The sequence below is a fragment of the Candidatus Aramenus sp. CH1 genome (assembly GCA_022678445.1).
In the GTDB taxonomy this organism is placed as follows: Archaea; Thermoproteota; Thermoprotei_A; order Sulfolobales; family Sulfolobaceae; genus Aramenus.
This window is the reverse complement of sequence record JALBWU010000001.1, coordinates 20972-38185: the sequence shown is the minus strand read 5'-3', so window position 1 is coordinate 38185 and position 17214 is coordinate 20972. Positions and strand designations below refer to the sequence as shown.

The window sequence follows — 17214 nt, the reverse complement described above, 5'->3', positions numbered from 1 at the left end:
CTCTCTTTATACTAGTAATGAAGGTCTCCACCCCAACTGGTCCAGTAGCCTACCCCTTGATTGCCTCGACGATGAAAAGGAGGGACTTCGAGATATCGTTCGACTCAAGGGACGGTGACGTAGTGCTCGACAGCTCGGCGTCCCTTGTGCTCGATGGGCTTAGGGTCCACTATTCCCTCATAAGCAGGATGCTCGTCTTCCACCCCAAGTTGGGCAGGAGAATAGGGGTGTGGAAGAGGGGGTCCGCAAGCGACGTGATTGCTAGGGTCGTTATGGCGACGAAGGGGTTAAGCGCCGAGGTAGTTTACGTAGAGCAACCGGACGAGGTCTTCAACCTCCTGAGAGACGGCGTAGTGGACTCGGCACTGGTCACCAACGTGGTGGACGGGGAGATAGTGGAGGACCTACTCCCCTTCTACGTCCCCGGGATCTGTGGGGCCCACGTAAGGCGCTTTGAGGAGGACTTCCTCTCAGTTTACCAAGAGGGGATAGACCTCTTTAGGGAGGACCCAGAGGGGGCCTCAGTCTACGTGGCGGACAACCTACCGGTGTTGAGGGCCTCCACCTTTATAGAGAGGCTCATGGGCAGGTCTGCATTGAGGGTGGAGAAGGTGTGCGACTACTCCCAGTTCGAGAGGGTGGTTAAGGAGGTCGCACAAAGTATTAAATCTTGAAAACCAACTACTTTCCACGTGAAGGTAGCCCTAATATACTACGGTGGCCAGTACAACCACTTGATCCTAAAGAACTTGAGGTACTTGGGAGCGGAGGCCGTCTCTGTTGACCCCAACTCCACCTTGGAGAAGATGAGGGACTACGACTGCGTGGTCTTCAGCGGTGGTCCCTACTCTGTTGAGTCAGAGATATCCAAGATGGGAAACTCCCCCATCTTTGTGAGGGAGCTGTCAGTGCCAATGTTGGGGATCTGCCTAGGCCACCAGCTCATCGCCTACGTCTTGGGAGGTAGGGTGGGGAAATCGCAGAGGCCCGAGTTCGGCCTCACCAGGGTAGTGGTAAACGACCACGATATCATACTTCAGAACATGCCCAAGGAGTTCAACGCGTGGGAAAGCCACAACGACGAGGTCATTGAACCGGCACAGGGCTTCAGGGTGTTGGCGTCAAGCGAAAACACCAAGGTACAAGCTACGGTCAACGAGCAGAGGGGAATCTTTACGGTCCAGTTCCACCCAGAGGTCAAACACACCGAGCACGGCCTCGAGGTCTTCAAGAACTTCCTCAAGGTGTGCAAGGGGTGATAAAGCAACTCTTCGTGGAGAGGCTTCTGGACTTCTTAAAGGAGGATGCGTACCCTGAGGACGTGACCAGCAGGATAGTCTCCGGGATAAACGCTAGGGGGATAGCGTTCTCCAAGGACACTGGCGTCCTTTCCGGTAACTACTTCCTGGTGCCCTTCCTCGAGTACTTGGGCTTTAAGGTGGAACAGTCCAGGAGGGACGGAGAAAGCGTCTCCTACAAGGACGTCCTCCTGGTGTTCCAGGGGAAGGCAGATGAGTTGTTGTCTGTGGAGAGGTTAGTGTTGAACTTGTTGGGGAAGCTCTCCGGGATAACTACCGCCACAGCCACCATGGTGAGGTTAGCTAGGGAGGTGAACCCCAGCGTAAAGATTGCGGGAACTAGGAAGACGACCCCGGGGCTGAGGCTTTTCGAGAAGTACGCCATAGAAGTGGGAGGGGGAGACCCACATAGGTTTAACTTGGCAGACGCCGTGTTAATCAAGGACAACCACCTCGCCCTCCTAGAGAGCGTAGAGGAGGCGGTAAGGAGGGCAAAGGCAATAAGCTTTACCAAGAAGGTGGAAGTGGAGGTCTCCAGTTACGAGGACGCCCTAAGAGCCTACAAGGCTGGGGCGGATGCAATACTCGTGGATAACTTGAAGCCAGTCGAGATAGTGCCAATAGTGAACGAGCTGAAGGGGAAGCTGATAATTGAGGCGTCCGGGAGGATAACTCCCGAAAACGTCAAGGACTACGCTAGGACCGGGGTCGACGTGATCTCCAGCGGTTACATAACGCACTCCGCTAGGTCCCTGGACTTCTCCATGGACGTGGAGAGGGCCTAAAAGGTCCTCTTCGTAAACGCATTTAACCTCCCGAGGAGAGTAAGGCTCATGCTAACGGAGGAGATGTGGAGCTCGATCTCGGACGTGTACTCCGCGATACTGTCCCACCCCTTTCTAAGGGAGCTTGCGGAAGGTACATTACAGGAGGAGAAGTTCAAGTACTACATTGCCCAAGACTATCTCTACCTCAAGGAGTTCAGCAGGGCACTCTTCGTGCTGTCGGCGAAGGCCCCTGAGGACCAAGGAGCGATCTTCGCGGAGCACGCGACCCACGTCATTAACATGGAGAGGGAACTACACCAGTACTTCATCTCTAGGTTGGGCATCAAACCAACGCCCCCGTCCTCTACAAACCTCCTCTACACGTCATTCCTCCTCTCCACTGTGTACTCGAGGCCCTATCACGAGGGGGTCTCAGCTGTCCTGCCGTGCTACTGGATATACATGGAGGTAGGGAAGGAGCTAAAGAAGAGGGGCTCCCCAAAGGAGGAGTACCAGAGGTGGATAGACACCTACGGTGGGGAGGAGTACGAGAGGGGAGTGAGGCAGGTCCTGGAGATAGCGAACTCCTTTAAGCTCACGGAGGAAGAGAAAAGGGAGGCAATAAGGAAGTTTAGACTTGCCTCGATCATGGAGTACATGTTCTGGGACTCTGCGTACAAGCTTGAGGGCTTTCCCTTCAGTATTTAGCCAGCTGTATCTGGGTGGCCTTGACGCCCTCTCCCAGCTTCACCGGTTCGCCCAGCTTGTACAACACCCTCTCCAGCGTTGCTATTGTAGCTATAGCGTCGTTCTCGTTAACCCACCCCATGTGCCCTATCCTGAAGTACTTCCCAGCCAACGCGGGGTGCACTCCCGGGGCAAGCTCTATACCGCTGTTGTTCATCTCTTGGAGGACCTGGGCAGGGTTTACCTTCTTAACAAGGACCCCAGTCACGGTGTTGCTGTAGGCCTCTGGTCTCTTGGCAACGATTGAGAGGCCCATCCCCTCGATTCCTGCCCTTATGGCTTGGGATATCCTCTCGTGCCTCTTGACCCTGTTCTCGAAGCTCTCCTTTTCAATGAGCTGAAAGGACTTGGCCAGCATTAAGATCAAGTGGACTGGGGGAGTAGAGAAGTAGGATCCCTTGCCCTCCTCCATCGACCTCATGACTGGTAGCCAGTTCTTCAAGTTCAAGTAGTAGCCAGCGACAGAGTCTTCGCCCAGCCTATTTACCGCGTTCTCCGAGAGCATCAACAGGCCAGCTCCCGGTGGAGTGCCAAGGGCCTTTTGGCTCGCTGTCAAGAAGACGTCTATGTTCTCCAGTTTGGTCTCCTCCGCGGAGACGCTGGATACGCCGTCCACCATGATTAAGTCCACTAGCCCCCTCACCCTCTTTGCCACCTCGTATATTGGTTCCCTTATTCCGGTGCTCGTCTCCACGTGGGTCATGGTCACGGCAGTGTACTTCTCCCTCTTAAGCTCCTCCTCTATCAAGTCCGGGCTGACGTAGTCGCCGGGCTCAGCCCTTAATACCTTCACGGACACGGGGTACCTAGAGAGGATGGCCTCCCACCTGTCGCCGAAGACCCCGTTTGACACAACGAGGACCTTGTCCCCCTTCCTTAGAAGGGAAGTGACGCTCTCCATGGCAGAAGTCCCTCCTCCTGGGATTATGAAGGGCTGGTCGTTAGGCTTAGCGTTGAACAACCTCCTCATTGCCTTGAGCGAGTACTGAAATGCCTCGACGAACTCCCTTGAGGTGAAGCCCACGTCTCCCCTCAGCCCCTCCTTGAGGACGTCCACGTCTATGGTGACGGGGCCCACGTGCATGAGTATTTTTCTCGTCATAGGATAGAATGGAGTTCTCGGATTAAAAAATGGTTCAGTACCCTACGTAAGGTATGCCTCTCCCGTAGCCAAAGGTTAAGAGCAGGGCCACGGACACGTAAAGCGCCAGGATCAGTCCCCACGCCACGTAGTCTGCCCTTGTGTACTTCACCTCTTTCATGTAAGTCCTCCTAGGGGTGGAGTTAAATGCCCTAGTGTCCGCAGCTATCGCAGTGTACTTTGCCCCTTTCATGAGGAATATTAAAGTGGGCACTAGTCCGTATAGGGCAGCTATCAACACGTAGAAAGGCCTCAGAAAAGCAGGCTTCCCGTAACCAAGCCCCCTCATGAGCTGGAGCTTAACTACAGTGTCCAAGATGTCAAATATCCTAGGAACCGTCCTCATGGCAACGGTTAAGGCGAAGATGAAGGGTAGGGGGAACTTTACCTTTGCCAAGTACCTCATCAAGTCAGAGGGAGTTGTGGTGAGTACTAAGAGGAGGCCTGCCAGCATTGGTGCCGTAAACCGGAAGGTGATTTGGAGGCCGTAGTACAAGGCTTGAAGCGTCAAGTAAGGCTCGTACCCTGCAAAGGTGAAGTAACTTGGCCACACCCACACTACGTTGAGCGTGTTGGTGTTAAAAGCCATTTGAAGGACGCTATAGGGGGTGTAAAAGGCGAACCCCGTAGAGACTCCGAGGATTGAGGACAGCAAGAGGTAGGAGACGTATAGGACTTTTCTCTTGGCTTCATTCAAGGTAAAGAAGAGCAACCAGAACACCAAGGTCAGAATTGCCCCAAACCACCAGATAGTCAGGGAGACCGCTACAGTTATGCTTATCACTATGACCAGCTTGGTCAATGGGCTTAGCCTGTAGAGGATGCCTTCCCCACTCTCGAACCTAGTAATGTGTAGGAACCCCCTTATTCCCACGAAGGCTAAGATTATCACAATGGGTCCAGTGGCCCCAAAGAGGAAGACGAACCAGCTTATCGCCAACTCCACCAAGGGAGGCAAGTTTGGCTGTTGGAAGACGAAGCTCACTTTCACCACCTCAGTAAGAAGTCCGAGGGGGGCTCAACGCCGTATCTGCGGGACACCTTGAAGACGTCCTCTGGTTTGCCATTGGCTACAACCTTACCCTCGCTCATGAGCACCACCCTGTCCGCAAACTCGTAGGCGAACCTCGAGTCGTGGGTCACCACGACTATTGAGTACCCCTTGTCGGTCATTTCCCTCAGCTCCTTCCCGAGCACTATCCTGTTGTAGAAGTCCTGCCCAGAGGTGGGCTCGTCCATGAAGAGCACCTTAACGCCGGAGGCGAGGACTGACGCCATGGCAACCCTTCTCCTCTGTCCCATGCTCAGCAACATTGGGTCCTGCTTTCTGTACTCCTCAAGCCCGAACTCCCTCAAGTACCTCTCCACCGCCTGCCCGAACCCCTTCACTCCCCTCCTCTTCAAAGAGAACGCTATCTCGTCCTCTACCTTGTTAGTCACAAGGATTAGGTCAAAGGACTGGGGAAGGTACATGAAGTACTTCCCCCTGTACCATATTGGCCTCCTTATCAGCTCCTCCCCCTCGAACCTTATCGAGCCAGTCACCTTTAGCTCGTTCCCGGAAAGGCCTGCTATTGCCTTGAGGAGCGTCGTCTTCCCTGCCCCGTTCCTACCCATTAACGCTATCAGCTCCCCCCTCTTGACCTCTATGGAGGCGTCCACGATCTCCCTGTCCTTTGCTGTCACCTTCAAGCTCGCCGACATTATGGGAGGTTCTGGGACCTCCTTCCTCTTCGGGACCTCTAGGGCAACCTTCCCCTCCTTTATCCCCTTCCTCACAGCCTCAAAGTCTGGCCTCGGCAGCTTCAGCTTCCTGGAGAGGACGAAGTAGGACGGGACCTCCACCCCAGCCTCCACCAGCGTCTCCACGCCCTCTATTATTTCCTCCTTCCTCAAGTCTAGGGCAACCCTCCCCTTGTCTACCAAGATTACCCTGTCCACGAAGGGGAGGACTCTCTCCACCTTGTGCTCTACCACTATCATAGTCTTCTTCCCCTTTAGTTCCCTCAAGGTAGCGAAGACGCTGTTTGTCCCCTCAGGGTCTATGTTCGACGTGGGCTCGTCGAGGATCAGGATCTTGGGCCTCATGGCTAGGACTGACGCTAGTACTGTCCTCTGTAGCTCTCCTCCAGACAGCTTAGTGGTCTCCCTATTAGCCAAGTGCTCTATCCCAGCTACCCTTAGGGCCTCTGACACTCTCTCCTTTACCTCCTCTGGGGGAAGGGCGAGGTTCTCTGGGCCGAAGGCCACCTCTTCCTCCACTAAGTAGTTGACCACTTGGCTCTCTGGGTCCTGCAGGACAGTCCCCACTACCGTGGACAGCTTAGACAGGGGAGTCTCCTTCACCCTGTTGCCCATTACGACCACGTCTCCCCTGAGCTCCCCTGAGATCATGTGGGGGATGACCCCGTTTATGCAGTTGACCAGCGTGGACTTCCCAGAGCCCGACTTCCCCACCACGAGGACGGACTCGCCCTCCTCTATATATAGCTCGTCCACTACTACTGAGGGCTTAGAGGAGCCTAAGTAAGAAAAAGACAGTCCCTTTACCTCCACGGCGTACATAATATTTACACCTGTACAGCTTTCTCTACTCTATTTGCCGCCAAACCCCCTAATATTCCTATTACCACGTCTCCGGGGATAAAGGATATCAAATCGTATATTATCCTTGACCAATTTACTACTCCACCGTAAAGGAAGGGCTTGAAGAAAGCACCGTAGAAGATGGGGTCTGGGATAGCCCATAGGAGGCCTATTATACCTCCCTCAATCGCCGCCAGTGCTATGGTCTTTGACCTGCTCCCCGTTACCCCTACGCCAAAGACCTTTCCCCCAGTTATCGCTATACCCAAGTCAACGAAGAGGCCGTAGGTCAAGGACTCGTATATGAAGTACATTGGCTCCCCGGAGAACCCGTAGTGGAAGAGGTCGCTGAAGAAGTCAAAGAGGAAGAGCGTTATCATCCCCGCCCCGATCTTCCTCACCAGCGCAACCACGACAAAGACTATGAACATCCTGCCAAGGAAGCCGACGCTGATGAAGTTGGAGAGACCAGATGGCACTGCCCTGCCTATTATTGCTCCTATAATGAACTCCCACACGTAGGCTGCAGCGGCGCCTATTCCAATGTAAACCCAGTCCACTGTCTTAAAGGCCTTTAGCCCCCCGTTCCTCTTTCCCAGTGCGATTGCTATGGCAAGGGCAAAGACGAAGTAGGCAATTACCACCTCTACTGGTATCTCGCCGGGCTGATTTATGTAACCTCCAATCCCGTTAAATCCCATTTTACTTCTATGATGGTTTAATTGTAGTAAAAATAAACTTTTGCTATATAGTGACTATAAAGTATATAGAAATAAAGATACTATTTATCCCGAAAAAGGCAAAAACTTTCACCTGCAGTCGTTAGCCGTATACGTGGGCATTCAAGGTTGGTACAAGACCTCAGTTCATGATAAATAAGAAGACAAACCTCGCCTGGCGGGGTAAGGTTTTAACATGAAAACGATTTCCTTTTATGGCGCTTTCTTTGGTGAACTAAAGATGAGGAGCCCCGATTACTCCCGCAATTCCGGAAGCGTCAAAACCGCAGTTGTGAGGCTCTTCCCTAGTGGGTAAACAGAGAAAATTGAGGAAGTTGGCAGACGTGACTGAAAAGCTGTGGAAGGAGACAAACTACGAGAGGAGACAACAATTCTTTCAGCAAAAGAAAGTGAACCTTAAGGGCACTTGGTACAAGTATTATGAAAAGTACAAGAAGGTCCTAGGAGTTAACGCTCAAGCTGTTTTGCAGAAGAACAACGAGGCTTGGTCATCGTTCTTCTCGTCATTAAAACGAAAACCGTCATTCATGAATCACGTCTCGCCACTAATTGACAACGCGTTGAGAAAACCTCTTTCCTTTCTCTTCACATCACGGAGTATCTCCCTTAAGGGGGAGTAACGCCTTAGACCTATGCAGAACCCTCGCAGGGCGGGGAGTAGGTCAAGTAACCTACATAGGTCTATGTAGAGTAAAATTACTATATAGGAAAAGTATATTTATTCAGAGATAAACAGAATCAAGTCAAAAATGGCTTTCAACGGGATCGGAGGGTATCTGAACAAGCCGGGAGAGATCCCCTTTGAGTTCGTAGTAGCGTACTTTTTGTTGATGCCTATCCTCATTTTTGCCCTAGCAAAGAGGAACGGTAGCCTCAAGTCCTTTAAGACGGTGGACTGGGTCTACATCGGGATAGGCGCCGCAGCGGCGACGGCGTGGGAGTTCTTCGTTGGTCCAATACTCGACCGCGCAATCCCTTCTAGTCTCTCCTCTTACGTGAACTTCGACTTCTGGGGGAGGATGTTCATAGTCTTTGCTGTTGCCTCCCTAGTGAGGAAGCCAGGGGTGGGCATTACGTCGCTCTTCGTCTTTGACGTCTTGGCAGACCTCTTCCACTACGGCTTTGGTGGACAGCCCCTCTACTTCATCTACGAGAGCTTAACCTACGGCGCCTTCGTCGACTTAGTCATAGCCATTACGGGGGGACACATATTTGGGCTCGGGCTCACGAGGCACCAGGCAGCGCTGGGTGCACTTGAAGGGGGGATAATAGGGTTCCTTTGGTCCTTACCGGATCCAATACTTTACGAGGCCTTCTTGATGCCGTTCATTTATGGGGCCGTCGTAAACTGGCAAAAGGTGATCTTCGACCTAGCCGCTTCCATACCGGGGACCACTATAGTGGGAGTGTTAGGAGGCTTCTCGTCAAATAGGGTGGGGAAGACGGCGCAGGTCTAGACGACACGAGTTTGTACCGAATAGATTTATCTAGGTCTCGGCATTCTCTAGTCTATGCGAAAGTACTGGGTTTTCCTGGCCCTTTTCATCGCCTTATCCGTAGCAATAAAAGTCTTGAGCGAGCCGAATGTACCGTTCAACGTACAAGTGTTCGAGGCAATTAACTACCACCAAGTTTCCTTCCTGAACCCAGTGATGGTGTTCCTTACTTTGTACGGCAGGGAGTACGTGTGGATACCGTTGACCGCCGTCCTACTTGTGTTCAAGAGGACTAGGAAGATAGCCATAACCTTGGCAGCCTCCTTCGTGCTAGCCATAATACTGGGCGAGGCGTCAAAGTACTTGTTCGCCCAGCTCAGGCCCTTCTATTACGTCCACGCCAACCTCTTGGTACCAGAGCCACACGACTACTCATACCCCTCGGGTCACGCCCTCATCGTGGGAGACGGAGCAGTTGTGCTCATGTCGACCTCTCCCAAGTGGCTCTGGATCCCCATGCTAATAGAGGCACTTCTGGTGAGCTACTCCAGAGTGTACGTCGGAGTACACTGGCCAGCAGACGTGTTAGGCGGGTGGTTACTAGGGGCGTGGACTGCGCTCTTCTCTGTGGACATGGAGAGGAGGGGCGTGCTCAAGGGAATAGAGAGGGCGCTTAAGGCAGAGTGACAGCACGAGTGCGCCTTCCCCTTCACGTGCCTGGAAGGGCGGGGTTCTGGCTGTGTAGCTTACCTTTTCAGCTTTTATGCTTCTACACATGCGTTTATATATTTACACCTGCATAAATTGGGTATGTACCAGCCACCCTACAACCCTTATGGTACGAACCCTTACGTCGGTCCCAACTGGGGAAACCCGAACATGCAGTTTTTGATGTGCCAGCAGTCCACAGGCCTCGGCGGGAAGACGCAAGTGATCCCCGTCAATTACCCAATAAACCTGCAGTACGTGGCGCAGGAGGTAGTCATGTTCCTGATGGGCCAAGGCTTTCAAGCTTTTCCGATGGTTGCCCAGAACATGGCAGTGATCCAGGCCCAACACTCAAGTCTTTTAGGTACCCTCACTGACAGCAACAAGGCCTACACGATAAGAATATGCCAAGGCCCAGGCATTGTCGTGGTCGAGACGGGCATATCTAACCTCCTCCAAGACCTCCTTGTTGCTGGCGGGACAGTGTTCTTAACGGACGAAGTGCTTCACAACAAGTTACTCACAGCGGCTGGAGGAGGCGTCGACGCATACGAGATCTACAAGGAGTACGCCCAGGAGGAGCAGATACTCAACATGATAACAATGCTGATAGCCAACGCCCCTCCGGCCTACCCCCAGGGATACGGTCCCCAACCAGGGCCACAGGTCCCATACGGTCAGCCGTACCCTCAGCAGGGGTATTATCAACCTCAGGGATACCCCCAGCCCTACCCACAACAGCCCTACCAGCAACTGCCGCAGACTTCTCCAACACAGCCTCAGGCCTCGCAAGCCCAGAGCCAGAACGTCCAGCCAGCGTCGCAACAGACGCAGAACTCTCAAGTTAAGAAGGTAAAGTGCTGGAGGTGTGGGACTGAGAACGATGAGGGGGCGAAGTTCTGCTACAACTGCGGTGCCAAGCTCTTGGAGCCTCAAGCCTCGAAGCAGTAGCTTAGTCCGTTTTTGAGCACCTCTGGAGAAAAACCGAAAAGGGCCACTTTCCTTTCTTTGTAGCCTACGTATATGCCGAGGAGGAGCCTGACTACAACCTTGTGGGCGTCACTCTGCCCCACGATCCCCTCCAGCTCTTGACAGCCCAAGGGGATGAAGTACTTGAACATGGTATCGATGTGTGTGAGGTTCTTTAAGTTCGCGGCCATCCTGCAGAACGTCACCACCCTCCTGAAGGCCTCGTCGCTCAACCTCTTCCTGCAGTTCTTGAGCACAGTGTCGTTTATTACGTCGCCTACTGTGACGTAGGGGCCTACCCTGAAGTCTGGGGGAGGGAGGGCCTCGACGTCGCTCGAGATGATGACGAGTTCTAGGTCGTTTGGGTCAAAGGCCTCAGAGAACGTGGACCTCAAGTTCTGCCTAAAGGAGGAAGTGGAGCTGTTGGCCCAGACCAACATCGCTATTGCGTACTTCTCCTCAGCTTGCAGTATGGAGGAGGACTTGGTCTTGGCCAAAAGTTCTAGTACTTCCCTCTTTACGTCCTCTGGGGTAAGTCCCACATATGTAGATTCGAACCAGAGAATATAAAGTAAGGGTTTAAATCGCGACAACTTTCAGAACTACTGTCTATTTCACCTCTCAATACTCGGCAAACTCATCATCAATTCCTATTGTAGCTTTGGGTTAAAAATCAGACGCTGGCGAACTCGTCACAGCTCAGGAGCATGATCGCTCATCACGTGGTCTCACAGGAGAAAGGACGCGAAATAGCCCTTCCTTCTCAGGGCGGAGAGGAGGAACTCCCTCCGCCTCACCTTCTCCGCAAAGGGACAGTCGACGCACTCCTTGACCTCGTCCGACTTCTCGTACACCTTGGAGTACCAGAAGGATATGGGGTCTACCACAGATATGACGTTATTGCTCACTCCCTTAACCATTGGCAAGTCAAGGGGACCCATGGAGTGTAGCTCTATAACGTCCTTCAGCACCTCCCTCCCGTTGCTCTTGGAAAGCAGGAGGTTTACGAAACCGCTCATCGCCCTGTCGTAGTCCTCCAACTTCAAGCTCCCATCCTTGGAGGTGAGGGTAAAGGAGGAGAAGACGTAGTCGTTTACCCTGAACTTGTCCTCTTTGTGGGTCGCTACTATGTCCACGCTCTGGAGCTCCACAAGTTCCTGTCCCTTTACGAAGAAGCCTACGTACAGCCCGTTGTTCTTGTGGGGGAAGGACAGGAACTCCATGGCCTCCGTCCTCACAGTGCCCTTACTGCTCAAGGACAGGAACCGCCCTACGCTCTTCTCCATCTCCACGTTCATGAACTTTCCCTTGCCCTTTGTCTCTTGGTGAACGAAGATCGCCGTGAAGAAGGTGAAGGACCCCTCTGTACTCAATGGATTCCCTAGCCTTGGGTCAAGCTTGACCGTGGAGAGGACTGGGTAGAGCGATTTCACGTCCAAGTTTACCGGCGTCTTGGCACCGTCCACCTTGACCGGGTTTTTTACTACGAAGTCCACCTCAACCGTCCCGCCCACCTCGGGGACGAAGGAGAAGAGCTTCCCGTTGTCCGTTATTAGGGGAATCAAGTAGTAGGAGCTGGGGAGCGACTTCAGCTCCCTCACCTTTTCTTCCAAGTTGACCTCCTCCTTTCCCCTCTCCCTCTTCTTCCTCTCTCTCTTGGGCTCCCTCTTGGGCACGCACTCGGGGAACATTGCAGCGTTAGAGAGCTTTAGCTCCACTACGTCCTTGCCTATGGCGTCCTTTACCTCGTCCAAGAAATCCAGGATCGCCCTGTGAAAGGTGGTCTTGTTGAACTCCTTCCTAAAGTGCCTGACTTCACCGTCGCTGATGCAGACGTAGGCGGAGAAGGAGAACTCGTCCTCCTTGGTCAATACAATTGGCACGTTGTCTTGGGTCACCAGAACCGCAACTGAGCCGTTCTCAGCGTGCTCTACGATGAACGAAAGCGTCTCAAACGGGTTCATTACAGATAAGGCGACTTTCGTAAAATTAAAGCGTTTATTTCGCTATCTCCTTATTGTTCTCCCTCACGTCCTTACTTCGGAACTCCTCTTGAAGCTCCCTCACTGTCCTCATGGTCTCCCTCAGTACAGCGTCTCTCACGGGCTCCTCATATATGGACTTTGCGACTACGTCTATTCCCAGTATGTACGTGTTTAGCGTTGTCTCCAGGACCTTAATCGACGGCTCGTCTAAAAGGAGGTCTATCTTTTTCTTTATGTTTTCCATAAGCCTTGGGACTACTACCTCGGGGTCTAAATCCTTTGGGACTTCGTACTTGGTGCGAACCTGCCTCTTCTCCTCTACGTTGTGTATAAATATGGCAGCTTGTACCATTATGTTGTTGGGTATCTTCAGGACGACCTTTTCGTCCGTGTAGATCACCGTGTAAAGTAAGGTTATGTCAATGACCCGTCCAGTGTAACCCGGTATGAGGAAGTCGTTGGAGAAGAACTTGGGAGGGTAGGTCGGCGCTATCAGTCCGTACTGCCATGTTGAAATGGTTATCCTGTCTCCCACGTGATAGGGCCTAGAGAACACCAGCATTATTCCGGCGAAGATGTTGGAGAGGACCGTCTGTGACGCAAGGCCTAGGACTAGCCCTGCAAAGCCCCCTGCTGCTAGGGCAGCTGTGACGCTTACCTTGATCAAGATGAAGAAGCCTATGAACGCGACTACGTAGCCCAAGAGCTGTGCTATAAATGCAACGTTGTTGGCGTTTGACGCCCCAATTAGCCTGATCGCCCTCCTCTTGATAAGCGACGAGATGAGTTGCGTCACCAGGATTGTTCCGACTATCCAGACTCCGGCATACGTGTAGAGGAGGTAGTCTGGAGGGACGACATGTAAGACGCTAAGAGCGAAGAGGCCTAGGCCCACTACCACCGCGCCTATTATGGTCGTCAAGATGAGCGCTATAATTTGCCTTTCCGATAGCCTTTGCATAGTAGTGTTAGTAGCTGACCGGTAATAAACGTTCTTTAGAATTAATCTGTAATTACGTTTTAATTCTGAAGAAGTGTTGTTAGGGGGTGTAGTGAACAAGACGTTTGCAAAAGCCTAGAGTAGACTTCCCCGATTTGAGGTCTTTTAAACCGCAACCCTTAACCGTAGTTAAACTCCCAGCGAGGTTGAAAGCTCGTAGGCTATGTAGCCCAAGGAGACCAAGGAGACTGCTAGGTTGAAGGGCCTCTCTATCCTGCTCGGCACTAGGTTCACCAAAGAAAGTGCCAGTAGGGAGGCAAAGGAAGACGCCACGAACGCCAGGAGTATCAGTACTGAGTAAGTGAGTTCCCCGCTAGCCAACGCTATGGTCAAGGACACTACCTTGGAGGAGGTCAGCACTAGGGCACCTTGAAGTAGGCCCAAACCCTTAGGCTCCACCTCTATCTCCCTTCCTACTAAGGATGCCCAGAGAAAGACCACGCTCACGATCATTCCAACAGCATATGACCCTATAGCGATGGCTCCCTTGGCCCCGCTGAAGGACAGTATGACGAGGGCAAGTGGGAGGGCTACCACCAGGAAGCCCGTTGTGTGGAAGAGGGCGAAGGACACCACCTTAGAGAACCTCTTCAGCATCCTGGTCATTACCACGTGGTCGGGGTCTAAGCCGTGGGTCAGCCCTAAGACTACCACGACCGCCAGGGACTCTAAGAGCTGAAAGGACATGCCCCCACTTCACTCCGTGGACTAAAAAGTTCTATTGATACTGATGTTATTCCTAATTATTACCTTCATTCTTCCCACCAAGGTTTTATTCTACGCTACAAAATTTCATCTATGACGAGGTACGTTATCCTAGGCAACGGTCAGCTAACATTATTGGCTGACAAGGACTACGAGCTAAGGGAGCTCTACTACCCCTTGCCCACCGACAACCACTTGGTCTTCTCCAAGGTGGGGCTGTGGTACAAGGGCAAGTTCGCGTGGCTCGACCAGCTAAACCCGAGGATATCCTACGAGAGGGACGCGCTGACGGCAGTTGTTGAGGCAGAGTTTGACGACCTAAAGGCGAAGATAAGGGACGCCGTGGACATGGCTTACCCTGTCCTAGTCAGGGAGGTTACCCTAACCCAGGAGGCGACCGTGTTCTTCGCGTGGAACTTCAACGTCTACAACAATAACGTGGGGGACACGGCGTTCTACGACCCCTTCACCGACTCCATGGTACACTACAAGAGGGACAGGTGGTTCATGTTCTCTTGCAATCTCCACACCTACCAGTACGCTACCGGATACAAGGAGATAGGGGGCCTGCAGGGCACTTGGAAGGACTGCGAGGACGGGGTGCTCTCCATGAACCCGATAGCTCAAGGCTCGGTGGACTTTGCGGTGAGCTTCAAGGCCAACGGCACGTTCTTCTGCTGGTTAGTCGCCTCCAACAACTACGAGAACGCGAGGAGGCTCTCCGAGTACGTGGAGAGGAAGACGCCCAAGGAGCTCATGGGTAGGACTAACAACTACTGGAGGGCTTGGCTCTTCAAGGCCAGGGAACTGGACGAGGTAGCCAGGAGGTCCTTGCTCATCATAGCAGCCCACTGGCAAAACAACGGCTCAATACCTGCAGCCCTTGACACGGACATAATGAGGTTCAACAGAGACACCTACAACTACGTGTGGCCTAGGGACGCTGCCTTCGCCTCAATTGCTATGTCCTTGGCTGGTTACCAAGACTTCTCCAGGAACTTGTTTAACTTCAGTAAGTCCCTACTCTACAAGGGGTTCCTCTTCCAGAAGTACACCTGCGATGGTCACTGGGGGAGCACTTGGCACCCGTGGACCTCTGGCTACATCCCAATACAGGAGGACGAGACGGCGTTGATGCTCTATGCTGCCTGGGTCCACTTTTACTTGTTCAGGGACGTGGACTTCATAAAGTCGTTTTACAGACCAGCTATAAAGGCAGCAGCGGACTTCTTAGCAGGGTACAGGGACGAGGAGACCGGGCTACCCCTCCCCTCTTACGATCTATGGGAGGAGAGGCTAGGGGTCCACTTCTTCACTTCAGCTGCGGTGTACGCAGGGCTTACGGCAGCGGCGAAGTTCGCGGAGTTCTTTGGCGACGAGGACTATAGGGTGAAGTACTCAGCTGCAGCGGAAGAGGTAAAGAAGGGCCTCGACAAGTTCTTCGTAGGGGATCACTTCGCCAGGAGCCTCCACGACGACAAGGTGGACTCAAGCACGTTGTTGGGGGCGATGCTTGTCCTAGATCCTAAGGACGAGAGGGTAAAGGCCAACAGGAAGAAGGTAGAGGAGGTCTTAAACGTAAACGGGGGAATAGCCAGATACGAGGGGGACTGGTACTTGAAGGAGGACGAGAGGCCCAACGCGTGGTTCATATCAACCCTATGGCTTGCACAGCACTACGTGTTTGAGGGGGAGCCAGAGAAGGGGAAGAAGTACTTGGAGTGGGTGCTGAAGAACTCCCTCAGTACTGGGGTGATCCCGGAACAAGTTTCACCCTCGGGGAACTACCCCTCAGTCTCCCCCCTAGTCTGGAGCCACGCAGAGCTAATAAGGACAGTCTACTACTTAGAGAACGGTTTCAATAGGTTTATTTAATAGTGTGACAAGAGAACTTTCATGAAATGGGCGCCAGTTGTAATAATTTTTGCCACGCTTTTCTCCTTAGGTTACCTGCTGACGGGGTACGTGGTTGACTCTGCCTTACTGGGCGTCTTGGGCTCCCTGTTTTACTTGTTGAGGTCTGGGGGGAGGAAGTACGTCGACTCCGTGCCCTACGCCCCGCTAATAGCCTTTGCCCTCTCCTCTACATCAATCTCCTTAGCGCTAATCTCCTTGGTGGTGAAGATACTGGTAATCGCGGAGGTCTTCGTGTACTCCCTCCTCGTGACCATTACCTTCGTATCAGCCTCAATGGTTGTGGGGTACTTAAGGAGGGTAAAGGGATAGTCCCTCCATTGCGTCCTTGAGCAGTCCCCTGAGCTTATGGGGCTCAAGCTTGTCCCTAATACCCTTTAACGCTATGCCTATCCCGACCCTCTCCTCCCCCCTCGCTAAATGGTACAGCTCCTCGAGGAGGGCCACGTTTAACCCCCACACCCTCCAGACTGCGTAGGGGAACGTGTGCTTCTCTATTGCCAAGTACCTCTCCACCAAGGGGTCTGTTGACCTCGAGAGCGACTCCTCTCCCCCGTGGAATACCTCTCCTCCAGAGAAGTAGAAGGCGTCAAACCCCTTCCTAACGGCGTGGAGAGCTATTACGCTCTCGTTGTAACTCCCCCTCAGCGAGTACTCGGGCAACTGGAACCCTTGGTAGACCTCCCTTTTGACGCTCATGTTCACCCCGGCTATGGCAAGTGTCTTCTCATTACCGACGTGCTCTCCTCTGTCTACTGAAAGCCCGGTTTTGGTCAAAAAGCCCGTGTACTCCTTGAACTTTGGGCAGTACTCCTCCATGTAGATCGTGCGGCTTAGCCTCTGGAAGAGGGCGTTGGGGTAGTTCTTCCACTTCCTCCCTACGACGCGCCCTGTGAGGACTCCAACTCTCTGGTTCTCCTCGTGGAACCTCACGTGGTCCTCTACCCAGTGCTCGGAGGGAACCGCGTCGTCGTCCGTGACGAGGAGGAGGGGAGAGGAAGCATTCTTCAAGGCAATGTTCAGCGCCTCCTCGTAGTAGCCCTCCTTTTGCTCTATTGCCTTGTTGTAGTCCTTTGTCCTCAGTTCGCCCTTGTAGACCAGGATTACCTCAGCGTCCCTATACCTCTTCAGCCTCTCTAGGAGGGCGTAAAGGGAGGGCCTGCATAGAGTGGGGATAGCTATAGTGACGTCCATAAAGGTATTGGGAAAAAGGGGAAA

19 protein-coding genes are annotated in these 17214 nt (G+C 53.0%); 10 read left to right on the top strand and 9 right to left on the bottom strand.

Annotation, left to right across the window (positions count from 1 at the left end; all coding sequences use genetic code 11):
• Positions 1 to 17: 17 nt before the first annotated feature.
• From MPF33_00235 to MPF33_00220, 4 genes are read left to right on the top strand one after another with little or no spacing between them, the layout of a single operon-like run.
• Entirely contained in the window at positions 18 to 674 is a 657-nt protein-coding gene (locus MPF33_00235) for a DUF3834 domain-containing protein (GenBank protein MCI2413672.1), read from the top strand.
• Between the two features lie 18 nt (positions 675 to 692).
• Complete coding sequence (locus tag MPF33_00230; GenBank protein MCI2413671.1) at positions 693 to 1259, top strand: GMP synthase subunit A; 567 nt, start codon at positions 693 to 695, stop codon at positions 1257 to 1259.
• The gene (nadC, locus tag MPF33_00225) at positions 1256 to 2083 is read left to right on the top strand and encodes a carboxylating nicotinate-nucleotide diphosphorylase (GenBank protein MCI2413670.1); all 828 of its coding nucleotides are present in this window, start codon (positions 1256 to 1258) and stop codon (positions 2081 to 2083) included. The genes MPF33_00230 and nadC overlap by 4 nt, the downstream gene beginning before the upstream one ends.
• A gap of 48 nt (positions 2084 to 2131) precedes the next feature.
• The gene (locus tag MPF33_00220) at positions 2132 to 2773 is read left to right on the top strand and encodes a TenA family protein (protein MCI2413669.1); all 642 of its coding nucleotides are present in this window, start codon (positions 2132 to 2134) and stop codon (positions 2771 to 2773) included.
• Here the strand turns inward: MPF33_00220 and MPF33_00215 are convergent.
• From MPF33_00215 to MPF33_00200, 4 genes are read right to left on the bottom strand one after another with little or no spacing between them, the layout of a single operon-like run.
• Positions 2763 to 3914, bottom strand: coding sequence for an alanine--glyoxylate aminotransferase family protein (locus MPF33_00215; GenBank protein MCI2413668.1), 1152 nt, complete (start codon positions 3912 to 3914; stop codon positions 2763 to 2765). The two genes, MPF33_00220 and MPF33_00215, sit on opposite strands and share 11 nt — an antisense overlap.
• A 34-nt stretch (positions 3915 to 3948) precedes the next feature.
• Entirely contained in the window at positions 3949 to 4938 is a 990-nt protein-coding gene (locus MPF33_00210; GenBank protein ID MCI2413667.1) for an energy-coupling factor transporter transmembrane protein EcfT, read from the bottom strand.
• A gap of 2 nt (positions 4939 to 4940) precedes the next feature.
• A complete protein-coding gene (locus MPF33_00205; protein MCI2413666.1) occupies positions 4941 to 6518 on the bottom strand; it encodes an ATP-binding cassette domain-containing protein in 1578 nt (525 codons plus the stop codon).
• A gap of 5 nt (positions 6519 to 6523) precedes the next feature.
• Complete coding sequence (locus MPF33_00200; protein MCI2413665.1) at positions 6524 to 7240, bottom strand: hypothetical protein; 717 nt, start codon at positions 7238 to 7240, stop codon at positions 6524 to 6526.
• Positions 7241 to 7566: 326 nt separating this feature from the next.
• On the opposite strand from MPF33_00200, the gene MPF33_00195 reads away from it, so the two are divergent.
• From MPF33_00195 to MPF33_00180, 4 genes are all read left to right on the top strand, one after another.
• Positions 7567 to 7899, top strand: a complete 333-nt coding sequence (locus tag MPF33_00195; protein ID MCI2413664.1) for a hypothetical protein — start codon at positions 7567 to 7569, stop codon at positions 7897 to 7899.
• A 129-nt stretch (positions 7900 to 8028) separates the two neighbouring features.
• Positions 8029 to 8736, top strand: coding sequence for a hypothetical protein (locus MPF33_00190; protein MCI2413663.1), 708 nt, complete (start codon positions 8029 to 8031; stop codon positions 8734 to 8736).
• Between the two features lie 54 nt (positions 8737 to 8790).
• A complete protein-coding gene (locus tag MPF33_00185) occupies positions 8791 to 9402 on the top strand; it encodes a phosphatase PAP2 family protein (protein ID MCI2413662.1) in 612 nt (203 codons plus the stop codon).
• 123 nt (positions 9403 to 9525) lie between these two features.
• Entirely contained in the window at positions 9526 to 10374 is an 849-nt protein-coding gene (locus MPF33_00180) for a zinc ribbon domain-containing protein (GenBank protein MCI2413661.1), read from the top strand.
• Here the strand turns inward: MPF33_00180 and MPF33_00175 are convergent.
• From MPF33_00175 to MPF33_00160, 4 genes are all read right to left on the bottom strand, one after another.
• Complete coding sequence (locus tag MPF33_00175; GenBank protein ID MCI2413660.1) at positions 10356 to 10934, bottom strand: hypothetical protein; 579 nt, start codon at positions 10932 to 10934, stop codon at positions 10356 to 10358. The two genes, MPF33_00180 and MPF33_00175, sit on opposite strands and share 19 nt — an antisense overlap.
• A 186-nt stretch (positions 10935 to 11120) precedes the next feature.
• Positions 11121 to 12356, bottom strand: coding sequence for a hypothetical protein (locus MPF33_00170; GenBank protein ID MCI2413659.1), 1236 nt, complete (start codon positions 12354 to 12356; stop codon positions 11121 to 11123).
• A 34-nt stretch (positions 12357 to 12390) separates the two neighbouring features.
• Positions 12391 to 13338: a mechanosensitive ion channel family protein gene (locus MPF33_00165; protein ID MCI2413658.1), complete on the bottom strand. Its 948-nt coding sequence runs from the start codon at positions 13336 to 13338 to the stop codon at positions 12391 to 12393.
• Between the two features lie 168 nt (positions 13339 to 13506).
• Positions 13507 to 14064 (bottom strand): hypothetical protein, encoded by a 558-nt coding sequence (locus MPF33_00160; GenBank protein ID MCI2413657.1) that lies wholly within the window; start codon positions 14062 to 14064, stop codon positions 13507 to 13509.
• 111 nt (positions 14065 to 14175) lie between these two features.
• On the opposite strand from MPF33_00160, the gene MPF33_00155 reads away from it, so the two are divergent.
• Entirely contained in the window at positions 14176 to 15957 is a 1782-nt protein-coding gene (locus MPF33_00155) for a glycoside hydrolase family 15 protein (protein MCI2413656.1), read from the top strand.
• A 21-nt stretch (positions 15958 to 15978) separates the two neighbouring features.
• Complete coding sequence (locus tag MPF33_00150; GenBank protein ID MCI2413655.1) at positions 15979 to 16308, top strand: hypothetical protein; 330 nt, start codon at positions 15979 to 15981, stop codon at positions 16306 to 16308.
• Here MPF33_00150 and MPF33_00145 read toward each other — a convergent pair.
• Positions 16288 to 17190: a glycosyltransferase gene (locus MPF33_00145; protein ID MCI2413654.1), complete on the bottom strand. Its 903-nt coding sequence runs from the start codon at positions 17188 to 17190 to the stop codon at positions 16288 to 16290. The two genes, MPF33_00150 and MPF33_00145, sit on opposite strands and share 21 nt — an antisense overlap.
• Between the last annotated feature and the right edge of the window lie 24 nt (positions 17191 to 17214).

Excerpts from the sequence above, each read along its gene's own strand:
- MPF33_00215 (MCI2413668.1), bottom strand. The coding sequence starts at position 3,914 with ATGACGAGAAAAATACTCATGCACGTGGGCCCCGTCACCATAGACGTG.
- MPF33_00170 (MCI2413659.1), bottom strand. The coding sequence starts at position 12,356 with ATGAACCCGTTTGAGACGCTTTCGTTCATCGTAGAGCACGCTGAGAAC.
- MPF33_00150 (MCI2413655.1), top strand. The coding sequence starts at position 15,979 with ATGAAATGGGCGCCAGTTGTAATAATTTTTGCCACGCTTTTCTCCTTA.
- MPF33_00190 (MCI2413663.1), top strand. The coding sequence starts at position 8,029 with ATGGCTTTCAACGGGATCGGAGGGTATCTGAACAAGCCGGGAGAGATC.
- MPF33_00145 (MCI2413654.1), bottom strand. The coding sequence starts at position 17,190 with ATGGACGTCACTATAGCTATCCCCACTCTATGCAGGCCCTCCCTTTAC.
- MPF33_00180 (MCI2413661.1), top strand. The coding sequence starts at position 9,526 with ATGTACCAGCCACCCTACAACCCTTATGGTACGAACCCTTACGTCGGT.
- MPF33_00155 (MCI2413656.1), top strand. The coding sequence starts at position 14,176 with ATGACGAGGTACGTTATCCTAGGCAACGGTCAGCTAACATTATTGGCT.
- MPF33_00235 (MCI2413672.1), top strand. The coding sequence starts at position 18 with ATGAAGGTCTCCACCCCAACTGGTCCAGTAGCCTACCCCTTGATTGCC.
- MPF33_00160 (MCI2413657.1), bottom strand. The coding sequence starts at position 14,064 with ATGTCCTTTCAGCTCTTAGAGTCCCTGGCGGTCGTGGTAGTCTTAGGG.
- MPF33_00220 (MCI2413669.1), top strand. The coding sequence starts at position 2,132 with ATGCTAACGGAGGAGATGTGGAGCTCGATCTCGGACGTGTACTCCGCG.
- MPF33_00205 (MCI2413666.1), bottom strand. The coding sequence starts at position 6,518 with ATGTACGCCGTGGAGGTAAAGGGACTGTCTTTTTCTTACTTAGGCTCC.
- MPF33_00185 (MCI2413662.1), top strand. The coding sequence starts at position 8,791 with ATGCGAAAGTACTGGGTTTTCCTGGCCCTTTTCATCGCCTTATCCGTA.
- MPF33_00165 (MCI2413658.1), bottom strand. The coding sequence starts at position 13,338 with ATGCAAAGGCTATCGGAAAGGCAAATTATAGCGCTCATCTTGACGACC.
- MPF33_00200 (MCI2413665.1), bottom strand. The coding sequence starts at position 7,240 with ATGGGATTTAACGGGATTGGAGGTTACATAAATCAGCCCGGCGAGATA.